Here is a 2,487-nt window from a genome sequence, read left to right on the forward strand (position 1 = left end):
GTAAGCGCTGTTTTGGGACCACCTTTCGGGAGTGGTCGCGATCTGTGAGGTTGCCGGTTCTGTAGTGGGATCGGAGATCGGCTTGTGTCTGGACTTGACCTTACGCTTAACCCGGAGCGGCAGCTTCGGCGTTTCGAGGTGATCAACGGTGCCGGCGGTCGGCGTCACTGGTCGGTGGATGACAAGGCTCGGATCATCGCAGAGACGCTAGAGCCGAATGCGATCATTTCCGAGGTCGCCCGCCGTTATGGTCTCAGGCCGCAGCAGGTCTTCGCCTGGCGCCGCGAAGCGCGCAACCAGGTCGCTTCGGTGCAGCAAGATTCTCCTGCCTTTGTGCCGGCGGTTGTGGCGGCGGCGGAACCTGTAGCCAGCCGTTCACCGAAGCAGCGGAAACGGCAAGCCACGCGAGATGCCGGCATGATCGAGCTTGAGATCGACGGCATCGCGATGCGCGTTGGCCGGGGTGCGGATGCGAAGACTGTGACCGCAGTGATCCGCGCGCTGAAGGCGACGACGTGATTGGGCCGACGGGTGCGGTCAAGGTCATGGTGGCGACGAAGCCGGTGGACTTCCGCAAGGGTGCGGAGGGATTGGCTGCACTGGTGCGAGAGACGATGGGGGCCGATCCGTTCAGCGGGGCCGTCTACGTCTTCCGGGCGAAGCGGACGGACCGGATCAAGCTGATCTTCTGGGATGGCACCGGAGTCTGCCTCTATGCCAAGCGTTTGGAGGATGGGGAGTTCCGCTGGCCGAAAGTGCATGACGGCATGATGCGGCTGACGGCCGCGCAGCTCTCGGCGCTACTCGAAGGTCTCGACTGGCGGCGAGTCCACGAGGCGCGCCGGACCCGCGTTCCAGCCCAGGCGGGCTGACCCGCGACGAAGTGAATCAGCCTGGATTCCGCTATCGCGGGCTGTCGGCGAATATGGTCTGATCCGCTCATGGCGATGACGGCTGACCAGCTTCCCGACGATCCGGACGCGCTGAAGGCGATGGTCCTGGCGCGCGACGTCGAGAATGCCCGCCTGATCCAGATCATCAAGGAATTGCAGCGTCACCGCTTCGGCCGGCGTGCCGAGACGCTCCCCGAGGATCAATTGCTGCTGGGGCTCGAAGAGGCCGAGCAGATCGAGGCCGCCGACGAGGAAGAGAACGAACAAGCATCTCCCGCAGAGCGCCTGGAGCGCGCCAGGCAGCGCCGGACGAACCGCGGCGCGTTGCCATCCCATCTGCCGCGGGTGGAAATGATCGTCGACATCGAGGACCATGCCTGCCCATGCTGCCGCAATGGCTTGCATCGGATCGGCGAGGACGTGAGCGAGCGGCTCGACATCGTTCCGGCGCAGCTGCGTGTAATCGTCGTGCGCCGGCCCAAATATGCCTGCCGCGCCTGCGAGGACGTCGTGGTTCAGGCTCCCGCGCCGGCCCGGCTGATCGAGGGTGGTCTTCCGACCGAGGCAACGGTCGGGCAGGTGCTGGTCTCAAAATATGCCGATCACCTTCCGCTCTATCGTCAGGCGCAGATCTACGCCCGGCAGGATATCAATCTCGATCGCTCCACGCTCGCCGACTGGGTCGGCCGCGCCGCCTGGCACCTGCGTCCGGTGCATGAGCGGCTGCTTGGCAAGCTGAAGTCCTCGCCAAAACTCTTCGCCGACGAGACGACCGCGCCGGTGCTCGATCCCGGCCGCGGCAAGACTAAGACAGGTCAACTCTGGGCCTATGCCCGCGATGACCGACCATGGGAGGGGAGCGACCCGCCGGGCGTCGCCTATGTCTATGCGCCGGACCGAAAGGCAGAGCGTCCGATCGCTCATCTCGCAGGCTTCACCGGAATCCTGCAGGTCGACGGCTATGGCGGCTATCGCGTGCTGGCCGACAAAAGCGGCGTCACGCTCGCCTTCTGCTGGGCGCATGTGCGCCGGCGCTTCTATGAACTGGCCGTGTCCGGACCAGCGCCGATCGCCAGCGAGGCGCTGAGACGGATCGCCGAACTCTACAAGATCGAGGATGACATCCGTGGCCGATCGGCCAACGAGCGCCGCGCGATGCGTCAGGACAAAAGCCGCGCCATCGTCGCCGATCTCGAACCCTGGCTGCGTGAGAAGCTCGGCCTGATCAGTCAGAAGACAAAGCTCGCCGAGGCGATCCGCTACACGCTCTCGCGCTGGGAAGGCCTCTCGCGCTTCCTTGACGACGGCCGCATCGAGATCGACAGCAACACCGTCGAACGCTCGATCCGTCCGATCGCGCTCAACCGCAAGAACGCGCTCTTCGCAGGCTCTGACGGCGGCGCCGAACACTGGGCAGTCATCGCCTCGCTGATCGAAACCTGCAAGCTCAATGGGGTCGAACCGCTCGGCTATCTCGCCGATGTCCTCACCAGGATCGTCAACGGCCACCCCAACAGCCAGATCGACGACCTGCTGCCGTGGGCCTACATCCGGGCGCCTGAGCTAAAGGCCGTGGCCTGAGAACACCGCTTAC

General features: G+C 64.9%; 3 protein-coding genes. All 3 read left to right on the forward strand.

All coding sequences use genetic code 11. From position 1 onward, the window contains the following. Positions 1–138: 138 nt before the first annotated feature. Positions 139–519 carry a transposase gene (locus FJ979_RS32345; protein ID WP_210240566.1) on the forward strand — a complete coding sequence of 127 codons (381 nt, stop codon included), beginning with the start codon at positions 139–141 and terminating at the stop codon, positions 517–519. Then, the gene (gene tnpB / locus FJ979_RS32350) at positions 516–872 is read left to right on the forward strand and encodes an IS66 family insertion sequence element accessory protein TnpB (RefSeq protein WP_023709031.1); all 357 of its coding nucleotides are present in this window, start codon (positions 516–518) and stop codon (positions 870–872) included. Before FJ979_RS32345 ends, tnpB begins: the two co-directional genes overlap by 4 nt. Before the next feature lie 69 nt (positions 873–941). Continuing rightward, the gene (locus FJ979_RS32355; RefSeq protein WP_140584730.1) at positions 942–2,474 is read left to right on the forward strand and encodes an IS66 family transposase; all 1,533 of its coding nucleotides are present in this window, start codon (positions 942–944) and stop codon (positions 2,472–2,474) included. The last annotated feature ends 13 nt before the right edge of the window (positions 2,475–2,487 follow it).

The organism is Mesorhizobium sp. B1-1-6 (assembly GCF_006443035.1).
Classification (GTDB): domain Bacteria; phylum Pseudomonadota; class Alphaproteobacteria; order Rhizobiales; family Rhizobiaceae; genus Mesorhizobium.

Coding starts and splice junctions, on each gene's coding strand:
- FJ979_RS32355 (WP_140584730.1), top strand. CDS start 942: ATGGCGATGACGGCTGACCAGCTTCCCGACGATCCGGACGCGCTGAAG.